The following is a 20923-nucleotide window of genomic DNA, read 5'->3' as shown; positions in this document are numbered from 1 at the left end:
TTACTGCACCTCTATTTTGGCACCGGCAGGGCGCTTGACAGTGATGGGAACCATGTTCTCATCAAACTCAACAAGAGCGATCTCAAGCGGATCGATTTTTGTGGTTCTGACAAGAATAGGAGCACCCATCGAGATCTGTAAAGCACGCGCACCGATGATCCTGGCCCGTTCATAACGAGTGTATATCATTGGCAATCACATCCATAAAACATAAAGAATGGAAAAATGGGGTCGCTGAGATTCGAACTCAGGTCACTACGTCCCGAACGTAATAGGATGGTCCAGGCTACCCTACGACCCCGCATCATTCATGCATCACGTGTAGGGATACAGCTCATCAACAGTCTCTTTGTGCGAGAGAAGCATGCGTCTGCAGCAATACCGCTCAAGTCCGAGAGAGTCAAGAATGTCCTTCGGATCTTCACCGGCAGCTTTACGCTGTTGATATTCTTCCCATGCCGTGGAAATTACCTTTCCACAGGTGAAACATCGAACTGGTATCATTAGTTATCCTTCTAAGGTTATTAATCTGTTGTTTTGCAAATGGGAGTGAGATGCTCACTCCCCTGCAGAACATATGTTCTGAAAGCGAATGGTTAACGGTACGATTTCTGGAACCGTGCACGTGCACCGCGTCCATGCGGCTTCTTGGCTTCCTTCTGACGGGAATCGTTGACCAGAAGCGTACGGTCGTAGCTGAGGTAAACCTCTTTGATGTGCGGGTCGTTGGTCCAGTTCAGGATACCGCGGCCGAGTGCCGTGCGGATAGCTTCTGCCTGGCCCATGACACCGCCGCCGGAGACATCAATGTCAACGTCGACGTTGTCGATTGCACCCGGTGCGAGAGCGATTGCTTCGGCAATCTTCATGCGGATGATCTCGCTGCCGTAGACCTCGAGCGGAACGGAGTTGATACGGACTCTGCCCTTACCCTCTCTGAGGGTAGCGCGTGCAATTGCCGTCTTTCTCTTACCACTGGTGTTAATGATCTTCATCTTTTTCCACCTCTTAGTACTTTGCTCCAAGGTTGGTGCTGATTGCGCCAACGGTGACGTAGCGTGCGCTGCTTAAGCGGTCGCGGTGTGCTGCCTCAAGAACCTCTGCCTCTGTGCCCTTAAGTTCATAAGGAACACCGACGTAGGCCTTGACACGGCGGAATGCTGCTGCTCCGGGCCGGGTCTTGTACGGGATCATGCCGCGGACCGTGCGTTTGACGATCTGATCCGGGCGTCTCGGGTAGAACGGACCGCCTTCAACGGAACCGCGAACGCGCTTTACATAGTACTCTTCCATGATCATCGCACGGGAACCGGAGACAATGACCTTTTCGGCGTTGATAATAGCGATCTCCTCGCCTGCAAGAATGCGCTGGGCAACAAGGCTGCACATTCTTCCAAGCAGAAGATTCTCTCCATCAATAACTGTTACCATTTTTCAGTTCACCTCAGGATCCGGACGCGGCTGCCTTTCGGGTTTGCAGCGACAAGCTCTTCGATTGTCATGCAGGTACCGTTGGCTTCCATAATTTTTTCACGCGCGGCGTCAGAGAAGTTGAGTGCGGCAACCTTGACGGGTGCGGCAATCACACCTGCTGCCAGGACTTTGCCCGGGACCAGGATGATCTCATTCTCTTTTGCGTAGCGGCTAATCTTTCCGATGTTAACCTCGGCGTAGTTCTTGCTGGACGTGTTCAGGCGTCCGGCAATCTCGCGCCAGATATTAGCCTCGTTTTCCCGGGATGCCCGCTTGAGCATACCGATTAAGGATTCGAGGCGGGGGTTTGTCTTATTCATTTACAGTCCCTCCGTGGATATGTCCTGTAATGCATCAGTCAGGTCTGTGGATCGTGACTTGATATGCAGCAGTGCTCTTTCGATGATCTCTTTGACCGGAAGGGACCCGTCGCTTTCGACAACGAAGATGAACTTCGTGCTGTCGGCACCGATGGTGATAGCGGGGTTTTCGCCGATTCCGGTGTTCATACATGCAGTCTCACAGAGACGGCACATGGAACAGTCTTTTTCTTTGCTTTCGCCGTTTACTACGCGGACGTGAACGATGTTGTCGGATACTTCGAGAACGTCACGGGGACATTCGGCAACACATTTTCCACATGCATCACAGCTGTTGTGGATGGTGATTACCGGGAACTCTTTGTAACCGCAGGCGAGAGTCGGCTGCCATTTGGCATGCTCAAGACCTGTGTTGAGTTCGGCAACGGCTTCCAGAACAACCTTCTGACCTTCCCAGAGTTTCACGATTGGAATGTTGTTGTGTACCGGAACGGTACGCGGGTCCATGGAGATCAGATCACCGGAGGTGACCATCCCTGGACCTTCGACACTCAGGGTGAACGTAATCGTGCACTGCGGGCAGCCGGCACCTTCACAGGTGCATTTGCTGCGGGGAACAAACTGGGACAGGTCGGTTTTAATCGGAACCAGGCCCAGTCTGTGTGCAAGGATCTCGTCAAAGAGAACACTGGTGTTGTCATAGATGCGAACGTCTTCGATGGCAAGGGTTGGCACCTCGCCGATCATAGAGCGTCTGAGGGCGTTTGCAAATGCCGGAGTCGCTCCGCTGATAGTAAACCGTGCGACAGAGTCATCGAGCCTGCTGAATACAAGATCCATTCAGACTCTCCTGCCTCTTCTACCACCCGCTGGGCGGATGCTGTCGTGCGGTACCGGAGTTACATCTTCGATTCTGCCGATACGCATACCTGCACGGGAAAGCGCACGGATTGCGGCCTGTGCTCCGGGTCCCGGAGAGCGCTGCTTTCCGTTGCCGGGTGCACGGACGCGGATATGAAGTCCGGTGATTCCCTTTTCCTTTGCTGCCTGGGCAATGTTGATCGCCATCTGCATTGCTGCATACGGAGAAGATTCATTGCGGGCCTGCTTGACGACCATACCACCGCTGCTCTTGCAGATGGTTTCTGCACCGGACAGGTCGGTGACGGTGATGATCGTGTTGTTGAAGGAGGCAAAGATATGTGCAATGCCCCACTTTTCGCTTGCTTCTGCCATTGTCTTCACGCCCTCACATTCATAATACGCTGGCGTTCACCGTTTGCATCGTCGGCGAGGCTGGAGGTTGCATAGTATGCAATGCCTGCTTCTTCTGCGACGGACACCATGTAGCTCGGGACGGACACACGCTGGCCGTTGATGGCGATGTGACCGTGGGTGATTAACTGGCGTGCCTGTTTCGGGCTGCGTGCAAGACCCTTGCGGTAGACGATGGTCTGCAGACGGCGCTCAAGGATGTCTTCAATCTTTAAGGAGAGAATGTCATCCATTGCGGCGTTTGCACCGATCATGCCGTAGCGCTGAAGGGTGTTGATCAGTTCGTCGCGGCGTGCGACGGTTTTCGGGGTCTCGCCAACGGCAGAGACCATTGCGAGCACTTCACGGGCGCCTCCGCGGTGTTTGCGCAGGACGTCGGTTGCTCTCCAGATCTCACGCTTGTTACGAAGACCGTAGGTGATAGCGAGTACACGCTCGCTCTCGATACGCGACTTTTCAAAGCGGCGTTTCGGAGAGGAGTACTGTTTGGTGTTCTTTCCTGGATATCCCATTCTTCATCACCCGGGTTTTACGTGTTCCGCCTCTTGGAAACACCGACAATCTTGCCGAACCGTCCGGTGGACTTGGTGCCCTGACCACGTACCTTCAGGCCGTTCTCATGACGAATGCCGCGGTAGCAGCGCATCTTCTTCATGAGGTTGATGTCGTCTTCTTTTGCGAGTGCAAGGTCGCTGCCGTAGAGGTGCTTCGGAACTCCGGAGTACACATCTACCGGGCGGTTGACCATCCATGCCGGGACTGAGGTCGGGTATGCAAGTACCTGTTCCTCAAGGCGCGCGACATCTTCGTCTGCGAGGAGACCCATTGTTGCGTGGGTGTCGACTCCTGCACGGCGGGAGATGACGAGTGCGGCGTGGAGGCCGATGCCCTTAATTCCGGTCAGCGCAAGCTGTACCGGCTGGGTACCGTCCAGATCATTGTTAATGATCCGCACAAAATATTTCAGTTCTGACTCTTCAACCATGATAGTCGCCTCTCAGTGGAGAGATAAGTCTCATACGTTATGAGCGCTTCGTACTCCTGAACGTTTCAGGGATGATTCATCCCTGGAATAAGCGCAGACGGAGGGATTTGAACCCTCGAGTCCCAGGGGGACACAGGTTTAGCAAACCTGCGCCATACCAGGCTTGGCTACGTCTACAGAGAACTCCGCATCTTTCCTGCATTGCTGCAGGCAGCATAGATATCCGGTAAGGAGTTTCATATGCTAATCGACACTCGCGGTGCCACTTCCCACGGGAATGATTCCTGTGCGAACGTCCGGGTCAGACCCGGCACACCGCTCCACTAAATTGAGTGCTCTAATAGATAGGATATGGAATGATATAATACTTGTCCCGGATCGGATCTGCGGGGGTACGACGTCATCTATATAGTCTCATCCGCCAAATAGGTAATCCGCATGAAGCTGAAGATCATCGAGCTCGAGAAAAGCAAGATACGGCTGAGCCTGGAAGGGGAAGGACATACGTTTATGAATGCACTGACCGAGGAGATTCTGACGGATCCCGAGGTTGATGTGGCGAAGTATGTGATTGAGTTTCAGTTTTCCGATCCGGAGCTGTTTGTTACGATGAAGAAAGGGTCACAGAAGGATCCGGTTACGGTTATCCGCGAGGCGTGCGACCGCATCTCAGGGAGATGCGATGATCTGCTTGGCTGTCTGAAGAACTGAGCCGGGGTGTCGGTTTGTTCCTGTAAACGCAGGTTTATGGGATACTATGATAATAATACTTTTTTGAACCATGCATGATGAGATACGGTACGTGAGGTCAGCGGATGCGAGGGTTGCGTACCGGATTGTCGGGTCCGGGATGCCGCTTGTGATAGTCAGCGGTCTTGGTGATTCGATGAAGGACTGGAAGGAGTCGATTATCCGGATGCTGGCTAAGAGGTTCTGTGTGATTCTGCCGGACAACCGCGGGATAGGTCTGACCGGGATGGGGTCGGTTTCTCCCCAGAAGATGACGATCTGCCGGTATGCGGAGGATGTGCATGCGGTGGTGGAGGGGGAGGGGTTTTCGGAGATTTTTCTGCTCGGTCATTCGATGGGCGGGATGATTGCCCAGGAGTTTACGCTGAGGTATCCGGGGATGGTGAAGAAGCTTATGCTGTTTGCGACGGATTACGGACCGGAGTCGTCGTACCGGGCACGTCTGATGAACCGCTGTGTGCATCCGCTGCAGGCGTTGTGCGTGATTGCGCCGTGGCATACGAAGGGGTTCCGGGCAGGTGCGTGTGCGATTGCGGCGTGGGAGGGGTCGAAAGACCGGCTCGGGGAGATTGGGTGCCCGACGTTTCTGTTGTTTGGAGATGCGGATTTTCTGATGCATCCGGATGTTGCGTATGAGATGCAGAGGATGATTCCGCATGCGGAGCTGCGGATGATTTCCGGCGGGACGCACCGGATGCATGATCTGTATCCGGCAGAGTTTGCAAGAACGGTTCTGGCGTTTTTTGATTCGTGAGACTTGGGTTTTTGAAAAAAAGATGCCGGGGATTTTTCCTCAGCAGGGTATTTTAGAGAATTTTTTGGGTGAATGCGACGGAGCCGGAGATTCTGGTGATCCGTACTTTGACGTTCTGGCCGGCTTTGGTTCCGGAGACGTACAGGATATATTTGCCGATGTGGGCAACGCCGTCGCCTTTTTTGCTGATGGATTCGATGTGTACTTCCAGTTCTTTGCCTTCTTCGATTGCCGGACCCTGGACTTCGGTCTTGGCTTTGCGTTTTCTGATCGGGCGTTTGGAGCCGCATGCTTCGCAGAGAAGCATCTGGACACGGTCGTCTTTGACGAGTTTGGTGTCCGGACGGCCGCATTCGGAACAGATAACGTAGTCGTTTACGTAGGTGGTTACGATTGCTTCAAACTGCGATTCTTCGAATTTTCCGTTGAAGACGCCACGGTTGCCGTCGATTTTGCCTGCGGTTCCGAGTTCTCCTAAGATGAACTTCATGAAGTGGTCTTTGTCGCGATTGAGCATGCCGGCGATGTCGGTGAAGTTTTCCAGAACGGTGGTCTTGCCCTCGATATAGATCTTGGTTTTGGGCATGATGAACCGTTCACCGGTGTCTGTCGGCTCAGACATCCCCGAGTACGCCGATTTCAGCATATCCTCATATGATTCAACCATAGTATTACATGTTAGTGCTGGAGGCATAAAGTTCTGGTGTCATAACGGTGATTCCATGTGTGTCTGTTTTCAGGGAGGGATACGGGGAAATAATTCTCTTGGGGTTTCCAGAGAATAATGTGACCGTTTCATTTGTCTGGAATGGAATGAATATCTCCACCACAAAAGTAAATCCCCTTTGTCACCAACATAGTATTAATATAATGGCCCGCTACACCACCATTCTCTTAATTGTTCTTCTCCTCATCGGAATAATTGGAGGTGCCTTCTTCTTCACCCAGATCAACCCTCCTAAAACCGGTACAACCATAACCCTCTATGTTCTCGGCTCTAACCTTGAGAGTACCACAGGAGAAGCAACCAAAAACCTCCGCACTATTGCACAAATTTGGGAACCCGGCATGGTAGATATTCTCATTGCCTATGGGGCCGCACGAAAAGATGGCTGGAATAATGATGTGGCCATTACAAATATCTCCCTCCTTAAACAGGATCTTGCTGATGGACAAATCGGTCTCGATACTGATGAGCAGGGTACTACTATTCCGACCCGTTATATTCTCAATCGGCTCACTAATACCGATATGGCCGACCCGACCACACTCGCCTACTACCTCGACTACGCAGAAACCTATCGCATCCAGCACAACCTCCAAAACACCAACAATATCATCATCCTCTGGAGTCACGGATACGGATACGATGGATTTGGCAGCAACAAAATTACTGGGACAAAACTCACCCTGCGGGATCTCACCACTGCATTCCAGACCGCAAACCAAAGCAAAACTCCCTATGATCTTCTTATCTTTGATGCCTGCCTCATGGCTTCACTTGAGGCAGCAGATACCGTTTACCCGTATGCACATTATCTTGTTGCATCTCAGGATCTCACACCTCTTGGAGGTCTTAACTATACTGCATTCATCAGTACCGTCACCAAAAACCCCGAGATCGATCCCCAAACCCTGGGTACGATCATCGTTGATACCTATATCCAGCAAAACCAAAAAGAACCAAAGACCCTTTCCTTGGTTGATCTGACCAGGACACCCGCTGTGGTAGACTCCCTGAATAATCTTGGATCAGAACTTACCAATGATCTCACGACAAACCCCAGGATCGTCCATTCCCTCAACCGGGCTTATAACGACAGTCAGGGATTTGGCGCACTTGGTACATCCACCTCAACTATTCAGGCGATAGATCTTGGTCAGTTCGCAAAAAATATCAATGAAGATCAGAATTTTACTTCAAAGACCCGTCAAGCCGCTGCATCTCTCATTACTACTCTTAACACCTACATCCTCCATGCCAACAGTACAAATAACTACACAGCGGCAACCGGAATAACCGTGGCAGCTCCCCTTAATAAGTTTAAACAGGAGATGCCCCAAACCATTCAGTTCGATCAATCAGGCTGGGCAGATTACCTCACTGCTTACTTCGCCAACCCCGATGCAAATGGACACCCGCATCCTAAATTAGCATAAAATAAAACGTTTACCGTCAGGTAAATCTATTTTTTCTAAAAATAAGTTTTGCGATAGGAGTTCTCTGGGAAACCGGGGAGATAATATCAGATATTATAGTACATACAGGTGTTTTTCTTTGCAGGCGATCAATAGATAGTTGTTATGCTGGCAGTTGATGATGAGAGATATATCCGGTCCGTTCTCGGGCGGGATCTGACGCCGCTTGAGACGGCTGCGTTTGAGAATCTGTGGAGCGAGCACTGTAGTTACCGTTCCACCAGAAAGTTTCTGAAAACACTTCCGTCCACGGGTGATAGTGTGATTATCGGACCGGGCGATGATGCGGCGATTGTGAAGTTTTCGGATGATACGGTTCTGGCAATTGCGATGGAGTCCCATAATCATCCAAGTTATCTGAGTCCGTATTCGGGTGCGGCGACCGGTGTCGGCGGTATTGTCCGGGATGTGATTTCGATGGGTGCCCGGCCTGCGGGGATTCTGGCTCCGTGGTATTTCGGGAATCTTGCGGAGGAGAAGACGCGGTGGCTGATCCGGAATGCTACTGCGGGGGCTGCGGATTATAGTAATACGATTAATGTTCCGGCGCTTTCGGGGTATCAGATGTTTGATGAGAGTTTTTCGGGGAATCCTCTGATTAATGTGGTGTGTTTTGGGCTGATGAAGCCGAACCGGTTTATGTTCGGGAAGGCGTTTAAGACGGGATGGAAGCTGATTCTGTTTGGTGCAAAGACGGGACGGGATGGTCTTGGCGGTGCGGCGTTTGCGTCCGGTGATATTGCAAAGGATGCGGGAGAGGGAGGTGCTGCGACGACGTGTGTTGACGGGCATCCGGATATTGAGGCTCGTCTGATTGCGGCGACGCTGGAGTTGTTTGAGAGGAAGACAATTCTTGCGTGCCGTGATCTGGGGGCGGCCGGTCTTTGTGGTGCGTCGTCGGAGATGTGTGTGGATGTGGGGGCGCGGATTTTTGCGGATGCGGTGCCGCTTGGTGATACGGAGATGAGTGTTACGGAGATTTTGTTGTCGGAGTCGCAGGAGCGGATGCTGGCGGAGATTCATCCGGATAAGGTGGCGGAGGCTCTGGAGGTATGTGCGAAGTATGATCTTTCGTGTGCGGTGGTGGGGGAGACTACGGGCAATGATCGGTATGTGGTTGAGTTCGGCGGGGAGGTTGTGTGTGATCTGCCGATTCGGCTGCTGGCCGGTGGTGCGCCGGAGCGGGAGTTTCCGGTAAGGCCGTATGCGGCGGTGCGGGAGTTTGTCCGGCCGGAGGGGTCGCTGCGGGAGCTTGCGCTTGCGGTTTTGTCGCATCCGGATCTTGCGGATAATAGTATGCATGCCGCACAGTTTAATGCGCAGGCGCAGGGGAGAACGTATGCGATGACACCGTTTTATTCGGTGCTGGAGATGGACGGGATGGGGTTGTCGCTTGCGTGCGGGTGTAATGCCCGGCATACGTTTCTGAGTCCGTATGCGGGTGCGGCGAATGCGGTGCTGGAGCTTGCGTGCCATATTGCGTCGGTGGGGGGTGTGCCAATCTGTGTTCTGGATAATCTGAACTTCGGGTCGCCGGAGAGTCCGGAGGTTATGTGGCAGGTTTCGGAGACGGTGAAGGGTATGGGCGATATGTGCCGTGCGCTGGGTGTTCCGGTGGTGGGCGGGAATGTTTCGCTGTATAATGAGTCGGAGGTGTGCGGTACGGGTATTAAGCCGACGCCGGTTGTTGCGATGTTTGGGAAGGGGGATCTGATCGGCTGGGAGTGGCCGGATGTGGGAGACAGTATTGCGGTTGTGGGGGAGACGATGCCGGAGTTTGGCGGTTCGGTTCTGGATGCAGTGACCGGCTGCGGTGGTGCGGCTCCTGAGGTGGGGAGTGTTGCGGCGCTGCCGGTTGTCCGGGATCTGGTGGAGAGGGCGCAGGTGAGCGGGTCGATGGCGATTACGCGGGGCGGTTTGTTGTATGCGCTGGTGAATCTTGCGGCGCAGGCACGGGTGACGATTGAGGGGGATGTGCTGACGAAGTTGTTTTCGGAGACGTACGGGAGGTTTTTGGTGACAGTTTCGGATGAAGGTGTCCTGAGGGAGAGCGGGTTGCCGTATGAGGTGATCGGGGAGATTACGGCGGATGGGATGTTGACGATTGATGCGGGTGCGGAGCGGGTTGTGCTGACGCAGCAGGATCTGTTTATGGCGGGGAGTTCGGTTACGCGGGCGTGCCGTGCACGGTGAGTGAGCGTTTTTCTTTTTTTTTGTGTTTTTGTAACCGATAGGTGCGGTTACAAATTCGTCCGTTTTTGTTGGTTTGTTTTTTATTTTTGTAACCGCGGGTTTGGTATTCTGTTCTGGTTTTTTGTTTTGTTTTTGTACAGAGTACTGTTTTTGCGGTTACAGAGGTTACAATTTTTGTGATTTTCTTTGTATTCTTGGAATTTTTCGTTTTTGATTGGTTTTTGAGGGTGTTTTTGTAACCGATATGTCGGTTACAGGTGGTTGCGTCTTTCGTGGTGTGTGATGTGACGAAAGTACTTTGTAGTTTCTTCTGGAAATTGTGGTGAGTTAGTGATGAGTGGGCAGAAAAAAGGGTTGATAGAAATTCTCTCACTTAATACTGGTCATGCATCTACTATGAATAGATTGAGCATTTCATCCAATGCCACGAAGAGTGCAGTTGGGCGAATGGTTCAATGTGTTTACCTGATGAGAAGACAAACACTGTCATTCTACAGTGAAAAAATGGAATATACAAAACATATCTCTGGATTTCCGGATACAATTAAAAAGAAAGATGGTAAAATCAGATAATGTGATAGTACTTTCCGCCAATCTCATAGATTTTATGCGGGCTGATATACTCCGGAAACGCACGATCCACAAAGGTGTCGTAACTCACTTTTACCCGGTTTATTTCAACATGGTTGAGTTCATTTTCCACCAAGATACGAAGTTCCGGGATCCTGAGGTAGTCATCCTCTCCAAGTGTTCGAACTTCATCATACTCACTTATGTCAGATTTGTTGATCTGATAGAGAGAAAGATCGTTGTTGTCGTACTTGGATTTGAGTTCTTCTGAAACTGTGGCAGGATCGACCACGGGAAGAACATCCGATGCGGAGTATGCAAGATGGAGAGGATTGTCTGTGGCTGATGCAAACTCATTGTTCTGAACCGTGTCGCATTGAATCCAAGTGTATCTCCATGGGAAATCTACGGTCAGTTTGTTACCGGGACCAAGATGGATGAAAAACTCAGATGATTCATCGCTTTTGTTGATGCGTCCCAAGTAACTGTAAACATCAGGTTTTCCGCCACTGATGTGCATATTTTTCAGAATGCGGGTGTACTCATTTCCATATACCAGAAATGTCAGCTGTACAACTTCTGCGCCGCGATCTGGAATGGGGTTGTCAAATTCCAGAAAAGCGTATCTACCTGACTGTTTAATCCCAAGTGGTACAGTAACCGGTCCATACTCTGCAAGAAACTCGTTACTCTCAGGGTTCATTGCGGGTAAGATGGTGGTATACCCCGGGATATAAAAGGGAACGTCTTCAATGGATGGAACAATTTCAGGTGTTGGAGTAGGTATCGGAGAAGGTTCGGATGGTGTCGGTGTTCCTATATCTACAGGAGAGGGATCGGAAATACCAATACATCCACTCGCGAAAATACCAATTAATAGAATAAAAGATACTGATAATGCCAAATAACTAATTTTCATCGAAATCATCTCCAGAGGTAAATCAATTCATGATGATCGTAAGGTAAAAATTATGAATGATTTGGAGGGATTACTAACCCTACCTACTCAAACATAATTTGCCACCCTGAAAAACAGTTCACATCACGGCATCGGAGTCAGTGCGCCTACAGGGCTGCGATCTGTTTTTCCAGAATTGCGGTGTTACGATAATCTCCGGAACACCACGCATGATACTGGTCACGCATCGGTTATAAGGAGATTGAGCATTTCATCCAATGCCCGAAAAAGAGCATTGGATGAAATGCTCAATGTGCTTATATCTGAGGAAATTACAGATAGATTGAGTGTATGAAATAGAAAATTAGTATGTTATGTGCGGTGCTGCTGCTTGCGCTCTGTACTGTCCCGGCAGGAGCGGTTGACCTTCCGGAGACGGAGAAAAACTATATCGTTGTTCCGTTAGATGAGTATAGTACACCAAAAGCTGCACCGATTACCGGAACGATCCGGCAGGGTGAGACATGTGTATATACCTACTCGGTCCCATCAGGGAAAAGTAAACTCGAAGTTCATTTTGAGTGGACATCAGGTACTGCAAATGATCTGAGTCTAAAAATATACACACCAGCAGATCAAGCCCTTGGATCATACTACGATGAATTTGATGGACAAAATGACAATAAAATCCCAGTAATCCTCAAACGAGATCCTATTCAAAGAGGAACGTGGACTTTTAAAATTACCGGGAATAATGTAAATGGAAGTGAAGCCTTCTCACTAACTATCAATGCAGTATAATTCCTCGCTCTCAAAAAAGGTACGACTAGTGATATTGTGCATAGTTGTACTTATTTATGGGACTGGAATCGTAAACGCAGTTCAGCTTCCAAGTGAGTCTTATTCATTCGAGGAATATGAAATTATTCCAGCGGACTATGACATAGTCCCAATTTACGACGGAACGGAAATACAAGAGATTACCGGATGGCTGAACCTGGTCTATTGGAAAGACCTCATGTTCATACATATCGGTCATTTTTTTGATAAGACACCATATGGAGAATTTGTCGGGAAGGCTATCTTTCCGATTGCAAGTTCTCTCCTCGGCCTCTGCTTCTTCATCATCTTCAGCCGGAGAAACTCTCCGGAACAAGATCCGGCATCCACCACCGCAAAAATTCTCCAGTACCTCAAAGAACACCCCGGAAGCCGCCAGCAGCAGATCGTTACCGGCATTCAGAAATCACGCGGTGCCGTGGCATACCAGCTCTACCGGCTGATGAACGAGAACAAAGTGGAAACCATCGACGTACCGAACGGCACCGGCTACTACCTCAAACAGGATGCCCTCTCCCCGCCCGAAATTCTGGTTCGCGCCGCACTGGAAAACCCGCAGACGCGGGAAATTCTTGCACTGCTCTCCCGGCACCCGCATCTCACCCGCCACCAGATCGCCGAAGCCCTGAAAAAATCACCCGACACCATCTACTGGCACCTCGTCAATATAGACAGAAAAATCCTTACCGTACACAAAAAACGAAACGGACACCAGTACTCACTCTCTCCCGAAGCAGGACGGATCTATACCGAACTGACGCATCACCGGATTCCCTGACATGACAATGCCCGGGAAATCAAAAAAAAAGATTGTTCGTTTTTTGTAAATCCGTCACCGGATTTTAAAAAAAATTATTCCAGATCGATCCTGAGACCGCCGAAAACTCCCGCCGCAAGATTGTAAATGAATGCCGAGATTGCGCCGGAGATAAAACCAACAATCATACCCACAACAGCAGTCACAAGAATACCGAGAACAATCCCGAGAACCCCTCCCGCAACCATCGCAGCAGTCGGCGCTGCGGTATAAACTGCAATACCCAAAGCCGCAACAATACCAGAAATGATTCCCGCAATCAGCGTGAGAACCAGACTGATCGCCGCACACAGTTTTGCGGCAGACCATACATCAACATGTTTGACCTCTTTTGTTTCCATGAAGAGAAATGATCGCTGATCCGTAATAGAGGTTTCCTCTAAAAAAAAGAAAAAAATCAGTTCCGGCAGCCGAACAACTCCCAGGACCTCTCCAGAGCATCAAGGGCCGGCAGCTTCTTCCCCGTCAGGAACTCAATACACGCACCCCCGCCGGTAGACAGATGCGAGTACATCGGCTCAAGACCAAGCTGCTCAATAACCGCCGCCGTATGACCCCCGCCGCAGACGGAAAACTCCGCCTTCGCCGCCGCATGCAAAAGCTCGTACGTACCGGTCGCAAAATCCCGCTCCTCAAACATCCCTGCCGGACCGTTGAAAACAACCGTCCCCGACTCGCGGAGAAGTTTGGAAAAGACCTCAATAGACTCACTGCCCATATCAAGAATCGGACAATCCGCAGGCGTCTCCGCAACCGCATACTCGCGGCGCTCCTCATTCTGCTTAACCGCCACACACTCAGGCAGAATCACCTTATCCGGATACGCATCAAGAATCGCCCGTGCCCTGGCAACCTCACCCTCATACCCCAGAGTCTTAATCAGACCCGCAGACGGCGCCCCGATATCAATACCCATCGCAAGATAGAAAACATTCGCCACAACCCCGATGATCGCCACCCGGTCTGCCGTACCATTCGCCAGAACATGACCCGCAACCGAAAGAGAATCATCCACCTTCGTCCCGCCGAGAACAAACGTCACCGGCTTTGGTGCGGACGTAAACACGCGGGAGAGATTTTTAACCTCCTTCTCCATCAAAAGTCCCGCAACGGTGCGCATCGCAAACGGCAGACCCGTGATCGTCGGCTGCGAACGATGCGCCGTCCCAAACGCATCATTCACAAAAAGATCCGCCATGGACGCAAGCTTTCGCACCAGATGCGTATTCCGTGCATCCTCCGGCTTCATCGTAAGATTCTCCTCAGCACTGAACCGGACATTCTCCAAAAGAAGCACATCGCCCGGATGCGACTTACGCACCGCCTCCTTCGCACAGCGGCCGAAGATATCATCCACATACGTAACCGGCATCCCGAGCAGACGCTCCAGCCGGTCGGCATGCGCCTCCAGCGTCGTAAAATCCTTCTTCCCCGGCCGGCTCTGATGCGCAAGAACAACAACCCGGGACTCCTCCAGCGCCTGAATCGTCGGAACATGCTCGCGGAACCGCTTATCATCAAGAATCATACTCGTGGACGGATCAATCGGCGAATTCAGATCAACACGGACAAGAACCGTCTTACCACGGGTTTCCACATCAGCAAGCGTACCAAATTTCATAGAGCCGGACACTCCTCTCGCACAACTATCATAGAACAGCGATCACTCGTAGTTACAACGTTTCGTTATGACAGTATTAAACCCATCGAAGAAAAAATGCACAGACCACCGACACACAAAAAAAGAAAAAAAGGACACAAAAAATGTGTCCCGCAACACCGCCTGATTACAGCTGCATGAACTTTGCCGAAATGATACCGTCGCTTCCGGCGACCTCCTGCATCACATGCGCAGGAACAACATCATCCACAGCAAGAATCATCAGCGACTCAGACCCGACATCCACCTTCCCGACCTGCATATTCGAGATATTAATATTGTACCTCCCGAGCAGAACACACACCGGCCCGACAACGCCCGGACGGTTAATGTGATCGGCAACAATCACGTTGCCCTTCGGCACAAGATCCATGAAGTAGCCGTTGATAGAAGTAATGCGGGGACCAACACGGGTAATAATACCGGAGATCGTCTGCGTACCCTTTGCGGTCTTAAACGTCAGCGTCACGAGCGATTTATAGTCGCCCGCATCCGCAGACGTCTTCTCCACAACAGTCATACCGCGCTGCTGCGCAATAAACTCCGCATTCACAAGATTTGCCGGCTCGTGCAGCGCCTTGTCCAGCAGACCCTTCAGACCCATACGGGTCGGGTACTTCAGGTTCTGCTTCATCTCGGCAACCTCACCGAGATAGGCAAACTCAACCTCGGTAATCGCACCGTCTGCGAGCTGTGCCGCAAGACTGCCCATCTTCTCGGTCAGAAGCGCAAACGGCTCAAGCTTCGGGCGGAGCTCCGGAGCAACCAGCGGCGCGTTCACCGCATTTCTGGCAGACCCGCCCTTCAGCACCTCGATACACTGCTGGGCAACCGAAATTGCCACATTCTTCTGCGCCTCAACCGTACTTGCACCAAGATGCGGAGTCACGATAACCTTATCGAGGGAAAGAAGCGGAGAATCGGTCGGCGGCTCCTGCTCAAACACATCAAGCGCAGCACCCGCAACCTTCCCGGAAGTGATTGCCTCATAGAGAGCCGCCTCATCAATGATACCGCCGCGGGCACAGTTGATCAGCCGGACACCGTCCTTCATGGTCGCAATCGACTCCTTGTTGATCAGATGCGTCGTGGACGGAATCAGCGGCGTATGCACCGTAATCACATCAGCCTTCGTAAACAGCTCGGCCACGCTCATCATCTCAACACCCATCGCAGCCCCGACCTCAGCCGGAATGAACGGATCATAGGCGATGACCGTCATCTGCAGTGCCTGGGCACGCTTGGAAACCTCGCGGCCGATTCTGCCGAATCCGACCACACCAAGCACCTTGCCGTTCATCTCGTTGCCCATAAACTTGGAACGCTTCCACTCGCCCTTCTTCAGGGACGCAGTCGCCTGCGGAATGTTACGCGCAAGCGCCATCATCATGGCGATGGTGTGTTCCGTTGCCGCGAGCGTATTGCCTTCGGGAGCATTGGAAACAATGATGCCTTTCTTCGTAGCCGCATCACAGTCGATGTTGTCCACACCGACACCGGCACGACCGATGTACTTCATCTTATCGGCCGCCTCGATGATGCGTGCAGTGACCTGCGTCCCGGACCGGACAATCAGTGCATCGTACTCGCCGATGATCTTGACGAGTTCATCCTCGGACAGATCTGCTTTTTCCTCAACATCACAAAATCCCTTTAAAATATCGACTCCTTCTTTTGCGAGGGGGTCGCTCACAAGTACTTTGAAGCTCACGAATAATCCCGTATCTATTTGTTCTTACTCGGTAATAGTGTTGCCCAACCCGGAAGAACACAGCCCGTCCCCCTGCCGTCCAACACAATCTATTATTGTTGCCGGGGACCAATGTTATACCGAGTGTCTATGGACAAATCACCCAATATCCTCTGGCTCAACGAAATCCGTAAAGATGATATTCCCTCCGTCGGAGGGAAAGGCGCCTCTCTTGGTGAAATGACCTCCATTGGTCTCCCTGTTCCGCAGGGTTTTGTCGTGACCGCCCAGGCTTTCCGCAGATTTTTACAGCTGACAAAACTGGAAGACTCCATCTTCGATATTCTGGAAAAACTTGACGTTGATGACAACGATGCCCTCAACGCCACCGCAGATAAAGTAAAGGCAATGGTAAGCTCGGCAGCAATGCCCGAGGCAATCAAAAAAGAAATCATCGCCTCCTACCAGAAGATGGGATCAGATACCGTCGTTGCCGTCCGGTCCAGCGCAACCGCAGAGGATCTGCCGGATGCATCCTTCGCCGGTCAGCAGGACACCTACCTGAATATCCTCGGCGAGGCCGATCTCTTACAGTCCGTGCAGGACTGCTGGGCCTCCCTCTATGGAGGACGTGCCATCTACTACCGTGCAAAACAGGGTTTTGATGACCGCACGGTCAATATTGCAGTGGTTGTCCAGCAGCTGGTGTTCTCGGAAAAAGCCGGTGTGATGTTCTCCTCCCATCCCATCTCCGGAGCGGCGACTGTCATCATCGAAGGGTCATGGGGTCTGGGCGAGGCAATCGTGTCCGGCACCGTGTCACCGGACAACTATGTCTATGACCGCAAAAACAAACGGATCACCACAAAGACCGTTGCCAACAAATCCGTCGAGATTATTCCGGACGGCAACAAAGGAACAAAGACCGTTGCCGTACCGGAAAACCGCCAGAATGTGCAGGTCCTCTCTGACGTCGAGGTTGCAAAACTCGCCGAGTTTGCCGTAATCTCCGAGGAACACTACAAAGTTCCGCAGGATATGGAATGGGGAATGGTGGGCAACACCATCTATATTCTCCAGTCCCGCCCGATCACCACGATTCAGAAAAACTCCGTTGCTTCCGCTTCCGGAAAATCCGCTGAATCTGCAGCAGACAGCGAAATTATTCTTCAGGGATACGGCGCATCGCCCGGCGTTGCCTCCGGTCCGGTCGTAATCGTCACCGATGCAAAGGACACCTCCCGCGTGAAAGAAGGCGACATCATGGTCTCGCCGATGACCAACCCGGACATGGTTCCTGCCATGCGCAAAGTTGTCGGCATCATCACCGACGAAGGCGGTATGACCTGCCATGCGGCAATTGTATCGCGTGAACTGGGAACACCCGCGGTCGTCGGAACGAAGAAGGCAACCTCCCTCCTCAAAGAGGGACAGATCGTTACCATCGACGGTGAGAAGGGTCTGATCTACGACGGAAAACTGGAGACCGCAGCACCTGCGGCAGCCGCCGCCGCAGCTGTGCCGGTCGCAGCAGCAGCTCCCATAATCACCGCAACCTCGGTGAAGGTCAACGTATCAATGCCCGAAGCAGCAGCACGTGCTGCGGCAACCGGCGCGGACGGTGTCGGTCTGCTCAGAATCGAGCACCTGATTATCGGCATGAACAAGACACCAAGCTGGTACATTAAGAACGGGAAGGAAGAGGAGTTCATCACCGAGCTGTACAACGGTATCAGGACAGTACTTGACGCATTCCGCGGCAAACCGGTCTGGGTACGCACGATCGATTCGCCGACCGATGAGTTCCTGAACATGGCCGGCGGCGAGGATGAACCGCACGAACACAACCCGATGCTCGGATTCCGGGGTCTCCGCCGCGACCTCCGCCAGATGGCGCAGTTCAAAATGCAGGCAGAGTGTTTCAAACGTCTCTGGGAAGCAGGATACGACAACCTCGGCATCATGTTCCCGCTGGTGCAGCATCCCCGCGAGTTCCTCGCAGCAAAAGAGGCGTTCCGCTCCTGGGGTATTGACGTGGACAAACGCGTCCTTGGTATCATGGTCGAGATTCCGGCATCCGCCATTATCATTGATGAGTTCATCAAGGCAGGCATCAAGTTCTGTTCCTTTGGAACAAACGATCTGATCCAGTACACGCTTGCGGTTGACCGCAACAACGGTATGATCGGCGACATGTACGAGCCGGAACACCCGGCGGTTATGCGTCTGATTAAGCACTGTATTGAGCAGTGCCGCGAGGCGGGCGTGGAGTGTTCCATCTGCGGTCAGGCAGGTTCGGACCCGATGTTTGTGAAATGGCTCGTGAACCAGGGAATCTCCAGTGTTTCTTCAAACATTGACGCAATCCCGAAGATTCGCGAGACGGTTGCAAAGACCGAACGCCAGATTCTGCTGAATATGGCATTTAAGAAAAACTAATTCGGAAATCATTCAATTTTTTTGAGGGAGTGCCTTATGGAGGATAAAGGGTGCAGCAGGGAGGAGGTTCTCTCCTTCCTCGCCGGTTTACGGGCTGAGGATTTGCATCATGATCATATCCTCAGTTCCATGTGTACAATTCCGCATCCGATTGCGGTTGCGGTGCACGAGATGTTTAGCGCAACAAATCTGGGCGATCCGGGTCTGTATCCGGGGACGACGAAGGTTGAGGATCTGCTGATTCATTCCCTCGGGGAACTGATGCATCTGCCGGATGCGGGAGGCTACTCAACATCGGGCGGTACGGAGTCGAATCTTCAGGCGATCCGGATTGCAAAGAAACTGAAACCGGAGGCGAAGAAACCGAATATTGTAGTTCCTGCGTCCGCACACTTTTCGTTTGACAAGACGTGTGATATGCTGGGGCTTGAGATGCGGATTGTGCCCTACGGTACGAACTATACGGTGGATACGGAGAAGATGGCGGAGATGGTGGACAAAAACACCATCGCGGTTGCTGCGGTTGCGGGAACGACGGAGTACGGGATGATCGATGATGTTCCCGCGGTTGCCCGGATTGCCGAAGAACAGGACTGTTTCTGTCACGTGGATGCGGCGTTCGGTGGGTTTGTGATTCCGTTCCTGGAAAATCCTCCGCTGTTTGATTTTGCGGTGCCGGGTGTTGATTCAATCTCACTGGATCCCCATAAGATGGGGCTTGCAACGATTCCCTGCGGGTCGCTGCTGCTTCGGGATCCGGAGGTGTTCGGCTGCCTGAATGTGGACACGCCGTATCTGACGGTGAAGAAGCAGTGCACGCTGGCCGGAACACGGCCGGGGGCGGACGTTGCGGGAGCGTATGCGGTGATAAAACATCTGGGCCGCGAGGGATTCCGTGCACTTGTTGCGGGATGTATGGAGAATACCCGCAGGCTGGTTGCCGGGATGGAGGCATGCGGCTATTGCCGGGTGGTGGATCCGATCATGAATGTGGCGGCGTTTACCGGTGGGGATGCGCCTGCGGGCTGGACGGTGTCACACACGCGTGCAGGTCATCTGCGGTTTGTGATTATGCCGCACGTGACGCGTGATGTGATCGAGTGCTTCCTTGCCGATGTTGCGGCAATGCAGGCATAATCTTTTTTTGTTATGCATGGCGGCGGTCTTGTGCCCTGCCGCCCGTCAGCCGGGACAGTACAGCGATCACGCTCATATCCCTTTGCGTCCAAGTATATTCCCAGTCATGTCCGTTAGTCCCGATGCCGAACTTGCCGCACTCCGCACCGAACTTGCCGCCCTTCAGGCGTATCCCAAAGAAAAACTGGAGGAGATCATTGCCGAGGTGGGATTTTCCTGTACCTGCTGCGGGCGCTGCTGCACCCGTGCGTTCAACGGCCATGTGTTTCTGCTGTCCGCAGATGCGGCACGGCTGCGGGAGTTTGACCCGGAGATGCTGATGCCCGCACCGGACTTTCCCTACTCCGACTCTTTTGGCAACTTCTATGTATCAGGCTTTGCCCTGCGGACGAAACAAAACGGGGACTGCGTGTTCCTCTCGGAAGAGAGGAAGTGTACGATCTATGCAGACCGGTTTTCCATCTGCCGGATCTATCCCTACATGCTTCACCGCGAACCCGACAGCCGCGGCCATGTGGACTGGCGGCAGATCAGCGGCTTAGACGAACACGGAGAGTATGACACGGTCATCCCTCCGGAAGAAATTGCCCAGACCGCAGAAGACGTCATTGCCTACGAGACCGCCTACCTCGAACAGGAGATCGCGTTTCACGAAGCGCTGATAGAAAAGTTTTCGCGGGAAAAAATCCGGTTCGTACGACGCGACCATGACCGGCGTACCCGCGAGTTTTTGAAGGGAGATGTCCCCGCGGTTGTGTATGTCTGGGACGGAGATACATTTTCCCGCGAACAGGCGGTTCCGGCCGGGTACCGGCAGTGAAGCAAAACAAGCGTTGCACCTTTATTTCTGATGTGATGTTTTTGCTTCCGTATGTTCCGCGGGCTGAAATTCGATCAATGACGATCATTCATAGGCAATAAAT

24 protein-coding genes and 2 tRNA genes are annotated in these 20923 nt (G+C 52.2%); 10 read left to right on the top strand and 16 right to left on the bottom strand.

Going from position 1 to position 20923, the window contains the following annotated elements; all coding sequences use genetic code 11:
* The 11 genes from O0S09_RS05010 to O0S09_RS04960 form a co-directional block, all read right to left on the bottom strand.
* On the bottom strand, positions 1-189 hold the full coding sequence (locus O0S09_RS05010; RefSeq protein ID WP_268922871.1) for a DNA-directed RNA polymerase subunit K: 189 nt from the start codon (positions 187-189) through the stop codon (positions 1-3).
* A gap of 37 nt (positions 190-226) precedes the next feature.
* Positions 227-301: transfer RNA gene (locus O0S09_RS05005), tRNA-Pro, on the bottom strand.
* A gap of 14 nt (positions 302-315) precedes the next feature.
* A complete protein-coding gene (locus O0S09_RS05000) occupies positions 316-504 on the bottom strand; it encodes a DNA-directed RNA polymerase subunit N (protein WP_268922870.1) in 189 nt (62 codons plus the stop codon).
* Positions 505-596: 92 nt separating this feature from the next.
* Positions 597-995 (bottom strand): 30S ribosomal protein S9, encoded by a 399-nt coding sequence (locus O0S09_RS04995; RefSeq protein ID WP_268922869.1) that lies wholly within the window; start codon positions 993-995, stop codon positions 597-599.
* A gap of 13 nt (positions 996-1008) precedes the next feature.
* Positions 1009-1431, bottom strand: a complete 423-nt coding sequence (locus O0S09_RS04990; protein WP_268922868.1) for a 50S ribosomal protein L13 — start codon at positions 1429-1431, stop codon at positions 1009-1011.
* 8 nt (positions 1432-1439) lie between these two features.
* The gene (locus tag O0S09_RS04985) at positions 1440-1793 is read right to left on the bottom strand and encodes a 50S ribosomal protein L18e (RefSeq protein WP_268922867.1); all 354 of its coding nucleotides are present in this window, start codon (positions 1791-1793) and stop codon (positions 1440-1442) included.
* Positions 1794-2633: a DNA-directed RNA polymerase subunit D gene (locus O0S09_RS04980; protein ID WP_268922866.1), complete on the bottom strand. Its 840-nt coding sequence runs from the start codon at positions 2631-2633 to the stop codon at positions 1794-1796.
* Complete coding sequence (locus O0S09_RS04975) at positions 2634-3029, bottom strand: 30S ribosomal protein S11 (RefSeq protein ID WP_268922865.1); 396 nt, start codon at positions 3027-3029, stop codon at positions 2634-2636.
* 5 nt (positions 3030-3034) lie between these two features.
* Entirely contained in the window at positions 3035-3580 is a 546-nt protein-coding gene (locus O0S09_RS04970) for a 30S ribosomal protein S4 (protein ID WP_268922864.1), read from the bottom strand.
* Between the two features lie 17 nt (positions 3581-3597).
* Positions 3598-4053: a 30S ribosomal protein S13 gene (locus O0S09_RS04965; RefSeq protein ID WP_268922863.1), complete on the bottom strand. Its 456-nt coding sequence runs from the start codon at positions 4051-4053 to the stop codon at positions 3598-3600.
* A 92-nt stretch (positions 4054-4145) separates the two neighbouring features.
* Positions 4146-4230, bottom strand: a tRNA-Ser gene (locus O0S09_RS04960).
* A gap of 261 nt (positions 4231-4491) precedes the next feature.
* On the opposite strand from O0S09_RS04960, the gene O0S09_RS04955 reads away from it, so the two are divergent.
* Positions 4492-4764: a DNA-directed RNA polymerase subunit L gene (locus O0S09_RS04955; RefSeq protein ID WP_268922862.1), complete on the top strand. Its 273-nt coding sequence runs from the start codon at positions 4492-4494 to the stop codon at positions 4762-4764.
* A gap of 70 nt (positions 4765-4834) precedes the next feature.
* On the top strand, positions 4835-5557 hold the full coding sequence (locus tag O0S09_RS04950) for an alpha/beta fold hydrolase (protein WP_268922861.1): 723 nt from the start codon (positions 4835-4837) through the stop codon (positions 5555-5557).
* Positions 5558-5609: 52 nt separating this feature from the next.
* Here O0S09_RS04950 and O0S09_RS04945 read toward each other — a convergent pair whose 3' ends face one another.
* The gene (locus O0S09_RS04945) at positions 5610-6224 is read right to left on the bottom strand and encodes a translation initiation factor IF-2 subunit beta (RefSeq protein WP_268922860.1); all 615 of its coding nucleotides are present in this window, start codon (positions 6222-6224) and stop codon (positions 5610-5612) included.
* Positions 6225-6427: 203 nt separating this feature from the next.
* On the opposite strand from O0S09_RS04945, the gene O0S09_RS04940 reads away from it, so the two are divergent.
* The 3 genes from O0S09_RS04940 to O0S09_RS04930 all read left to right on the top strand — a co-directional run bounded on the left by O0S09_RS04940 (position 6428) and on the right by O0S09_RS04930 (position 10522).
* Entirely contained in the window at positions 6428-7717 is a 1290-nt protein-coding gene (locus tag O0S09_RS04940; protein WP_268922859.1) for a clostripain-related cysteine peptidase, read from the top strand.
* A gap of 144 nt (positions 7718-7861) precedes the next feature.
* Positions 7862-9949, top strand: coding sequence for a phosphoribosylformylglycinamidine synthase subunit PurL (gene purL / locus O0S09_RS04935; RefSeq protein WP_268922858.1), 2088 nt, complete (start codon positions 7862-7864; stop codon positions 9947-9949).
* 333 nt (positions 9950-10282) lie between these two features.
* On the top strand, positions 10283-10522 hold the full coding sequence (locus O0S09_RS04930; RefSeq protein WP_268922857.1) for a hypothetical protein: 240 nt from the start codon (positions 10283-10285) through the stop codon (positions 10520-10522).
* Here O0S09_RS04930 and O0S09_RS04925 read toward each other — a convergent pair.
* Positions 10515-11438: a hypothetical protein gene (locus O0S09_RS04925; protein WP_268922856.1), complete on the bottom strand. Its 924-nt coding sequence runs from the start codon at positions 11436-11438 to the stop codon at positions 10515-10517. The genes O0S09_RS04930 and O0S09_RS04925 overlap by 8 nt on opposite strands.
* A 360-nt stretch (positions 11439-11798) precedes the next feature.
* Between O0S09_RS04925 and O0S09_RS04920 the strand changes: the two genes are divergently transcribed.
* Together O0S09_RS04920 and O0S09_RS04915 are read left to right on the top strand one after the other, a co-directional pair.
* Positions 11799-12218 (top strand): hypothetical protein, encoded by a 420-nt coding sequence (locus O0S09_RS04920; protein WP_268922855.1) that lies wholly within the window; start codon positions 11799-11801, stop codon positions 12216-12218.
* 217 nt (positions 12219-12435) lie between these two features.
* Positions 12436-13035: a winged helix-turn-helix transcriptional regulator gene (locus tag O0S09_RS04915; RefSeq protein WP_268922854.1), complete on the top strand. Its 600-nt coding sequence runs from the start codon at positions 12436-12438 to the stop codon at positions 13033-13035.
* Between the two features lie 74 nt (positions 13036-13109).
* Here O0S09_RS04915 and O0S09_RS04910 read toward each other — a convergent pair whose 3' ends face one another.
* The 3 genes from O0S09_RS04910 to serA all read right to left on the bottom strand — a co-directional run bounded on the left by O0S09_RS04910 (position 13110) and on the right by serA (position 16445).
* Positions 13110-13415 (bottom strand): hypothetical protein, encoded by a 306-nt coding sequence (locus O0S09_RS04910; RefSeq protein WP_268922853.1) that lies wholly within the window; start codon positions 13413-13415, stop codon positions 13110-13112.
* Positions 13416-13471: 56 nt separating this feature from the next.
* Positions 13472-14695: a phosphoglycerate kinase gene (locus O0S09_RS04905; RefSeq protein ID WP_268922852.1), complete on the bottom strand. Its 1224-nt coding sequence runs from the start codon at positions 14693-14695 to the stop codon at positions 13472-13474.
* A 166-nt stretch (positions 14696-14861) separates the two neighbouring features.
* Positions 14862-16445 (bottom strand): phosphoglycerate dehydrogenase, encoded by a 1584-nt coding sequence (gene serA, locus O0S09_RS04900; protein ID WP_268922851.1) that lies wholly within the window; start codon positions 16443-16445, stop codon positions 14862-14864.
* Between the two features lie 129 nt (positions 16446-16574).
* On the opposite strand from serA, the gene ppsA reads away from it, so the two are divergent.
* The 3 genes from ppsA (at position 16575) to O0S09_RS04885 (ending at position 20820) form a co-directional block, all read left to right on the top strand.
* Positions 16575-18863 carry a phosphoenolpyruvate synthase gene (ppsA, locus tag O0S09_RS04895; RefSeq protein WP_268922850.1) on the top strand — a complete coding sequence of 763 codons (2289 nt, stop codon included), beginning with the start codon at positions 16575-16577 and terminating at the stop codon, positions 18861-18863.
* A 36-nt stretch (positions 18864-18899) separates the two neighbouring features.
* On the top strand, positions 18900-20000 hold the full coding sequence (gene mfnA, locus O0S09_RS04890; protein ID WP_268922849.1) for a tyrosine decarboxylase MfnA: 1101 nt from the start codon (positions 18900-18902) through the stop codon (positions 19998-20000).
* Positions 20001-20106: 106 nt separating this feature from the next.
* Entirely contained in the window at positions 20107-20820 is a 714-nt protein-coding gene (locus tag O0S09_RS04885) for a YkgJ family cysteine cluster protein (protein WP_268922848.1), read from the top strand.
* Positions 20821-20923: the final 103 nt, after the last annotated feature.

It is taken from the genome of Methanocorpusculum vombati (assembly GCF_026891935.1).
In the GTDB taxonomy this organism is placed as follows: Archaea; Halobacteriota; Methanomicrobia; order Methanomicrobiales; family Methanocorpusculaceae; genus Methanocorpusculum; species Methanocorpusculum vombati.
The sequence above is the reverse complement of the archived record's forward strand: the minus strand, read 5'-3'. Positions and strand labels throughout refer to the sequence as shown.